At 65.6% G+C, this 7515-nt stretch carries 10 protein-coding genes; 3 read left to right on the forward strand and 7 right to left on the reverse strand.

The genetic code is table 11. From position 1 onward, the window contains the following. Positions 1-47 precede the first annotated feature (47 nt). Both BM085_RS02270 and BM085_RS02275 read right to left on the reverse strand, forming a co-directional pair. Positions 48-251, reverse strand: coding sequence for a DUF397 domain-containing protein (locus BM085_RS02270; RefSeq protein WP_093885377.1), 204 nt, complete (start codon positions 249-251; stop codon positions 48-50). Between the two features lie 8 nt (positions 252-259). Beyond that, positions 260-1108 (reverse strand): helix-turn-helix domain-containing protein, encoded by an 849-nt coding sequence (locus BM085_RS02275; protein ID WP_093885334.1) that lies wholly within the window; start codon positions 1106-1108, stop codon positions 260-262. A gap of 482 nt (positions 1109-1590) precedes the next feature. On the opposite strand from BM085_RS02275, the gene BM085_RS02280 reads away from it, so the two are divergent. Together BM085_RS02280 and BM085_RS44145 are read left to right on the forward strand one after the other, a co-directional pair. Further along, positions 1591-1887, forward strand: coding sequence for a hypothetical protein (locus BM085_RS02280; RefSeq protein ID WP_093885335.1), 297 nt, complete (start codon positions 1591-1593; stop codon positions 1885-1887). Next, positions 1884-2138: a hypothetical protein gene (locus BM085_RS44145; protein ID WP_093885336.1), complete on the forward strand. Its 255-nt coding sequence runs from the start codon at positions 1884-1886 to the stop codon at positions 2136-2138. Before BM085_RS02280 ends, BM085_RS44145 begins: the two co-directional genes overlap by 4 nt. Before the next feature lie 30 nt (positions 2139-2168). On the opposite strand, the gene BM085_RS02290 is transcribed toward BM085_RS44145, so the two are convergent. From BM085_RS02290 to BM085_RS42640, 3 genes are all read right to left on the reverse strand, one after another. After that, positions 2169-2591: a hypothetical protein gene (locus BM085_RS02290; protein WP_093885337.1), complete on the reverse strand. Its 423-nt coding sequence runs from the start codon at positions 2589-2591 to the stop codon at positions 2169-2171. Between the two features lie 39 nt (positions 2592-2630). Then, the gene (locus BM085_RS02295) at positions 2631-3434 is read right to left on the reverse strand and encodes a class F sortase (RefSeq protein WP_093885338.1); all 804 of its coding nucleotides are present in this window, start codon (positions 3432-3434) and stop codon (positions 2631-2633) included. A gap of 101 nt (positions 3435-3535) precedes the next feature. After that, positions 3536-4930, reverse strand: coding sequence for a hypothetical protein (locus tag BM085_RS42640; protein WP_143120767.1), 1395 nt, complete (start codon positions 4928-4930; stop codon positions 3536-3538). Between the two features lie 238 nt (positions 4931-5168). On the opposite strand from BM085_RS42640, the gene BM085_RS02305 reads away from it, so the two are divergent. Continuing rightward, on the forward strand, positions 5169-6314 hold the full coding sequence (locus BM085_RS02305) for an acyl-CoA dehydrogenase family protein (RefSeq protein ID WP_093885340.1): 1146 nt from the start codon (positions 5169-5171) through the stop codon (positions 6312-6314). 126 nt (positions 6315-6440) lie between these two features. Here the strand turns inward: BM085_RS02305 and BM085_RS02310 are convergent, their stop codons facing one another. Further along, the gene (locus tag BM085_RS02310) at positions 6441-6818 is read right to left on the reverse strand and encodes a DUF998 domain-containing protein (protein WP_093885341.1); all 378 of its coding nucleotides are present in this window, start codon (positions 6816-6818) and stop codon (positions 6441-6443) included. A gap of 339 nt (positions 6819-7157) precedes the next feature. Next, on the reverse strand, positions 7158-7515 hold a 358-nt coding region (locus BM085_RS02315; protein WP_245789064.1), incomplete at its 5' end, for an RNA-guided endonuclease InsQ/TnpB family protein.

A 7515-nucleotide genomic window follows, 5' to 3' on the forward strand; every position in this document is an offset into this window, starting at 1 on the left:
CTTGCCGATCGTGGCCGTGACCACGCCGGACACCATGGATAGATCCGTCAGCCGTCGAACTCGTCGGCCTTCACGCCCTTGACGAACGCGTCCCATTCACTCGCGGTGAAGGTGACGACCGGGCCGTCCGGATGCTTGCTGTTGCGTACCGCCCGTCCACCGCCGGGCAGTTCGGCCACCGCGACACAGTTGTCATTCGCGCCGCTGAAAGTGCTGATCCGCCAGACGAGCCCAGTCGGGGTCGATTCCATCTTCGTCTTCACTCCCGCAGTCGATCCACCAGCGCTGCCAGATAATCAATAGATTCCTCCGGAGACAGCGCGATTGCTACCACCCGATTGAAAATCAAGCTGTATGCCTGGATCTCCCCCGGCTTCTCCAGATGCAGGGAGTCGGTCGCCGTCTCCAGGTAGACGACAGACGGGTCCTGCTCCGATGCGAAGTCGAGCAGCACGAACGACCCGGCCATCCCGGCATGCGCCCCGACAGAGTCGGGCACGATCTGGATCGTGATGTGCGGTTGGGCTGCCGCTTCGATGAGGTGGCGGAGCTGGTCACGCATCACCTCCATGCCGCCGACGAGCTTGCGACATGCCGCCTCATCGATCACAGCCCAGAACTCCGGCGGTTTCTCTCCCCGGAGAGTCTTCTGGCGGACGAGACGTCCTTCGATTCTGCGCTTCACGGTCTCGTCGTCCAGCACCTGTTCGGCTCGGAATACCGCTTCCGCGTAAGCAGAGGTCTGAAGGAGGCCAGGGATGTAGAGCGCTTCGTAAGCACGGATCTGGGTGGCGTCGGCCTCGAATCCCGGCAGGGAACCTCGGAACACGTCGTTGTACTTGGCCCACCAGCCCTTCTCCCGAGACTGGCGGGCGAGATCGACGATCGCGTCACGGATCTGCCGGTCCGCCACGCCGTACACATCGAGAAGCGCGCGGATGTTTCCCAGATCGGGTCTCACCCACTTGTTGGTCTCCATATGGGTCAACCGCCCCGTCGACCATTCCAGGCGCTGGCTGACCTCCTCCACGGTCAGTCCCGCCTGTTGGCGGAGCCGGACCAGCTCGGCACTGAGACGCCGCCGCTTGACGGTAGGACTTCCGCCCATGCCACCCTCCCGCGCACTGTGAGTGACCGCATCATACGGTTACGCGATCGTTCGAGGTAAGGGACATTTCGGATAATCAAATTTCACTATTGAAAGTTCGCCGATCAGCGTCCACCATGGAGCCAGCATCACAGAAAGTGATGCGACAGTCACGATTCACATCCATGGGTTCACCTGGTCGCCACTGCGAGCACGCGCGGCGGCGGCCGGTGCATGACCCCGGAGACACGGTGTGCGCAACCGCCGACGATCCGGGAGGGGCGGCTCCACCTCTTCTTGGAGGGGTGGTGGTGGAGCCGCTCCGCAGACCTCCGGCCCGGAGTCACCCCCGTGCCCCGGCCGGACCGGGCCCCCGACGTGCTTCCCCACAACCCGTCGGGGGCCTCCCACCCGCACCGATCCGCCGTGCGCGGATGCCCCACGCCCTCATCCCGACAACTGGAGTACGGCAAGCCCGCCCACCCCATTACCGGAGGCCGTCCATGGCCGTCACCGACACCACCGACACCACGGCGACCGCTCACCTGACCCGCCTGATCGAACGACTCAACGAACACGGCCTGCACGCCCGGGTCCGCGTGGCCTCCTGCCACTCCCCGGCGCTGGCCGTCGTCAACCCCGACGCCCCCGCCCTCTCCGAGATCGTCTACGCGGCACCACAGGAAGGAACCTGGTGGTACTGGTGGTCCTGGCACGAAAAGATCGCGCCCGTCGCCGAATCGGACGCCGTCGTACGGAAGATCCGCCACGTCCTGACCCCGACGGGCCGCAGCCGGTGACACCTCTTCCCCTCCCGGCCGACGCAGCCCTTCCCCTTCCGGCCGACGTGGCCCGTGAGCTGGAGGGCCGCCACCCCGGATGGGTCGTCCTGTGGCGCTGCTGGGCGTGCCGCTACTGGGCCTTCCCCTGCTGGATCACCACCGGCCCCGAACCCGTCGAGGCCAGGCACGCCGACGACCTGCTGACCCTGATCGAAGAGGTCGAAGCCCAGCACCCGGCCCTCCCCCACAGCGGACAGCACGCGGGCTGAGAGGCCCGAAAGCCGCGTGGAGCGGGAGGCTCATCCGGGAAGCCGTCCCGCTCCACGCTCATTCCGCATCCGTGCCTCGTCGGCGAGCAGGGCGTGGATCCGTTCCTCCGACGGCGTCTCCGCCGGGGCGAGAGGGGTCAGGCCCGTGAACTTGACCGTGTGTCTGTGCCTGCTCTCGCCGGAGGAGGCGTCGCACGACGATTCGTAGCCGTGGAGCGCCGTCCCCTCGACACGATAGGTCGTCGCGTACAGCTCGTACTCCACCGAGGAGACAGTCGTCTCGTACACATGCCGCAGCGCCCCGGAGGCGTCCAGCTCGTAGTAGGTGCGCTCCTCGGTCAGGAACGCGCCGTCCGGGCCGAGGATGCCGTGCGGGCCGAGCAGGGTGTCGCTCAGCGGGCCCACCGGCCCGGCGACCAGCACGCGGCCGTCGGGCGTACGCCATGCCTGCACGGGGTGCGGATCCTTCCGATACCGGTGGGGACGGCGCGATCAGACGCGGCGGGTCTTCGACAGGGTCGCGTAGACGATGATGTTGTCGGTGTAGTGGCCGGTCTTGCGGTTGTAGACGCCGCCACAGGTGATCAGCCGCAGGGTGGCCTCACCGGTGTTGCCGTAGACCCGCTTCGACGGGAACGCCTTCTTGCTGACCTGCTCCACGCCGTCGACCGTGAACTCCGCGATGGTCTTGTCCGACCGGGACACCTTGATCGTGTCCCCGCGCTTGATCTCCTTCAGACGGCTGAAGACGGCGGCCCCGCGCTTGGTGTTCACATGCCCGAGGACCACCGAAGGCCCCTGCTGGCCGGGGATCGGCCCGTGCTTGTACCAGCCGGCCTGGTTCGGCTTGCTCAGCGGAGGGGTCTGGATCTCCTTCTTGGCGTCCACCCCCAGCGCCATCAGCGGAGCCAGCAGCCCGATCTTCGAAATGGCGATCCGGTACGGCCTCACCCCGGCGCTCTTGAGCGGCTCCGGCGGCTGGACGACGGGCAACGGCGGCGGCGCGGTGGGCGCGGCGGCCGTCAACGGCACATCCAACCCGCCCGGTCCCACCGCAGGCGGCAGCGCCGCCGCCGGATTCTGCTGCTCCTGCTGCTGCTGTTCCTGCTGCGGCGGCTGCACCGGCTGCTCCCCCGGTGCCGGGACGTTCTCCACCACCGAGCTGTCCGCCGCCTGCGCGACCGGAGGCCCGTAGGGCTCCTCGTCGGCCGCCGGAGTCAGGTATGTGAGCAGCCCCGCCATGATCGCGACCACTCCGCCGAGCGACCCGACCACGAGCAGCCCCGGGAGCAGCATGCTCTTGGGAGACCTGGGGGGCTTGGGTGGACGACCGACGCCGTAATAGGGATCGGGACCACCGTTCGAAGGCCCTGGATACATCCGGCGCGCCTCCTTACCTAACCTCGGCCGCGCACATGCGCCGCCCTCCGCCGCTTCAACACCACTCCGCCGAGCACGCTTCCGAGCACCATGGCCGTCCCGCCACCGATCAGCCCCATCCCCGAAGGGCCGTCATCGGAAGCCTCACCGGTCTGGGCGCCACCCGACGGTGTCACAACGACCTGCGGAGTCGTCGGCGTCGCCCTGGTGGGGGTGACGGTCGCGGTGACGGTCAGGGTCGGCTTGGGAGTCGACGCGGGCGTGGTCGTAACGGTCGTCGTCGGCTTCGGCGCAGCGGTGGTGGGACTTGGAGTGGGAGTCGTCGGGGTAGGAGTTGGACTGGCCGGCGCCTTCTCAACCTTGACCGTCACGATTTCCGGGTCTGAGGGAGGGATACAGGTCGCCTCGACCAACTCCACGGGGGACGTGTGTTTCTTGGTGATCAGGTTGAAGGCATCCACCAGCATGTGCTTGCCGCTGGCCTTCTCAAACTTGACCGTGTGCTCGCCGTACGGCAGATCCGTGCGCGACCAGAGAACTTGCTGCCCAAGTTTGTCCCCCGCCTTGTCAGCAGGCATCGCACTGCCGTCAGCCTTCTTGGAGGCATCGACCGTGACGGGCGTAGCTGCCCCATCGACAGTGATATTGACCATACCCATGTCGTCATCACGTTCAGAAATGTATTCGATTCCCGTACCCACGAATTTGACCGACGCAAAGTTGCCGTTCACCGTGGAGTAATGAATATCATCCAGGTGATCACCTGGATCATTGGGTGCAAAAATTTCGGGATTCGTAGCTTTCCGCTTCGACGAATAATCCCAGTTACCTATATAAGTGATCGGGCCGTGCGCCCCACCAGAAGGGCCATGCGCAGTCTCGCTCGGATTGTCGGTGTCATTGACCTTTACGTTCGACTCTGGCGGAGTGAAAGAGAAGGAAAATTTTAGATTCCCCGGCTTAACCTTGATTTCGCCCTCCTTCCCGGTAGCAGCAGACCCGATGGACATCGCGGGAAGCTCTAGCTTGTCGCCGTTTTTCAGGGTCGCAAAATCTTTAGTACCGGACGAGTCCAGCGTTCCATCCCAGAGACCTGAAATACCCACCGTACCCGTAGCCGCAAGCTGGCTAGTGGTGGCATAGTTGCCAGGCGATACAAACGGCGACTCAGAAAGAGCCCAACCCACCTCTAGAGGCTTGCCGAGCTGGATACTCTGCGGAATGGACAGCTTAACCTTGACGGTTTTGTTGGCGCCAGATGCAAGATTACCAGTGCAGGTGTAGCTGTAATAGTAATTGTTCGCCGCATCGGCAAGGCTCTGCGAGCTGGCAAGAACGACCAGGGAGCCAACCGCCAACCCCAAGGCCGACGTCGCAGCCGTTCTGCGGAGCCCCGCTCCCCATCGCACCACTGGACACTCCGATTCGCCGGGATCTGGCCGCAAAACTGGTCATCCAACCACAACTAGGCCCGGATCGTACCGTCCCACGATCTCCCCCCGCAGGAGGATGACAAGACCCCCAGGTGACTGTGGCGGACTTGTGATCTGGCCACTCCGGGCACAACAGCCGTACCGGCACCACAGGACGGGTGTACCTGAAAGTAACAGAATCGTATTCTGGTCCACGGAACCCCCAAGGAGGCAGTCAATGCAGCGAGACCTCTTCGAGGAGGAGCACCAGCTCTTCCGTGAGACCGTGCGCGAGTTCCTGGCCCGCGAGGTCGCGCCCCACCACGACCGGTGGGAGAAGGACGGCATCGTCCCCCGCGAGGTGTGGAAGAAGGCCGGCGAGATCGGGATGTTCGGCTTCGGGGTGCCGGAGGAGTACGGCGGGGCGGGGATCACGGACTTCCGCTACAACGCCGTGATCGTCGAGGAGGTCATCCGGATCGGCGCGTCCGGCCTGGGCTACTCGCTGCACAACGACGTGATGGCGCCGTACTTCGTGGACCTCACCGACGATGAGCAGAAGGCCCGCTGGCTGCCCGGGTTCGTCAGCGGCGAGCTGATCACGGCCATCGGGATGACCGAGCCGGGCGCGGGCAGCGACCTGCAGGGCATCAGGACGACCGCCGTGCGCGAGGGCGACCACTACGTCCTCAACGGCCAGAAGACCTTCATCACCAACGGCATCAACTCCGACCTGGTCGTGGTGGTCGCCAAGACCGATCCGGCCGCCGGAGCCCGGGGAACGTCCCTGCTCGTCGTCGAACGGGGCATGGAGGGCTTCAGCCGGGGCCGCAACCTTGAGAAGATCGGCATGCACGCCCAGGACACCGCGGAGCTGTTCTTCGACAACGTCCGGGTCCCCGCGGCCAACCTGCTGGGTGCGGCGGAGGGCCAGGGCTTCTTCCAGCTCATGGGCAACCTCCCGCAGGAGCGGCTGTCGATCGCCGTCATGGCCGTGGCCGCCGCCGAGACCGTCCTGCAGGCGACCATCGAGTACTGCAAGAGCCGCAAGGCCTTCGGCCGCAGCATCGGCAGCTTCCAGAACACCCGCTTCGTCCTGGCCGAGCTGGACACCGAGGTCGAGATCGCCCGCCACTACGTGGACAAGTGCATCCGGGCCCTCAACGCCAAGGAGCTCACCGTCGTCGACGCGGCCAAGGCCAAGTGGTGGACCACCGAGCTGCAGACCAAGGTGATCGACCGCTGCCTCCAACTGCACGGCGGCTACGGCTACATGATGGAGTACCCCGTCGCCAAGGCCTGGGTCGACAGCCGGGTCCAGACCATCTACGGCGGCACGACCGAGATCATGAAGGAGATCATCGGCCGCTCCTTCGGCTTCTGAGCACTCTGCCGAGGGTCGGCGCGACGTTCACCTCGGCCCGCGACTCCGGTGGGACGACCACCGGAGCCGGGCGGGAATGCCTCCGCTACGAGGGGACCGGCTCGCGGGGGGCGGCCGTCTCAGCCGTTACGAGGGGCGGACCAGATCGCGGGGTGCGGTCGTCTCGGCCGTGCCGGTGATGACGAGGTGGATGCAGATCGTGGAGATCCAGGCCCAGCCGATCAGTGACGCGACGGCGAACAGCAGGCTCATCAGTTCGGGGTTGGTCTGCGGCAGCACGGTGTAGACGATCCCGCCGGCCGCCGCCATGAACAGCGTCCCGGTGACGATGAAGTTGGCGATCTGCAGCCACCCGAGGTCTCCCATCGCCAGCTGGCTGAGCATGTGCCGGGACAGGTCGAAGCCGTCCCGGGAGAAGGCCTGGGCGAACGCCACCGTGAAGAACAGCGGGGTCGCGATCACGCCGGCGGCCAGCAGTCGCTTCGTGGTCGTGGTGTCAGTCAAGACTTGATCCTTGTCATGGTGAACGCAAGCCGCCGCCCAGCCAGGTCCAGGTGTTGGAAGCTGCGGCGCGGTCGGCGGCTCTCCGTCTCAGGCGTTCCGTCGTGTTCCTAGCCATGTGACGGTGCCTGTCCAGAAAAGGAATCGGTCCGGTCCCGACAGACCGCGATCAGCGTGCACCGATTGCCATGAGAGTGTCGGTGACGCCTGTCACATCACGTCTCCGGGTCGAGCAGCGGGGTGTCGTGGAGATCGATGGAGATGTTCAGGGTCAGCTTCTCAGCCCTGAAGGGCTGAGCTTGCAGCTCCTCGCCGTCGATGGGTTCGACGGTTTGGTCCGCGTCAGGCAGCGTGACTCACTGCCCAGCTTGTGACACCGCGTGCGGCGATGTTACGGGCTGCGTTGACGTCGGCGTGCTCAGCGAAGCCGCACGACGTACAGCGGAAGGTTTCCTGGTCCGGCCGGTTCTTCTTGTCCACGTGCCCGCAGGCCGAGCAGCCTTGCGAGGTGTAGGCCGGGTCCACGTAGACCAGAGCGACACCGGCACGGGCCGCCTTGTAGGCAATGAACCGGCCGAGCTGGTGGAAGCTCCACGAATGCAGCGTGACCCGCTGGGGCTTACGGAGCCGTACCCGGTCGCGGATGCCCTGGAGATCTTCCAGGGCGATCCCTTGCCCGGTGCGTGTCGCCTCGGTCACG

Origin of the sequence: Streptosporangium canum (genome assembly GCF_900113865.1) — a bacterium.
GTDB classification, from domain to species: Bacteria; Actinomycetota; Actinomycetes; order Streptosporangiales; family Streptosporangiaceae; genus Streptosporangium; species Streptosporangium canum.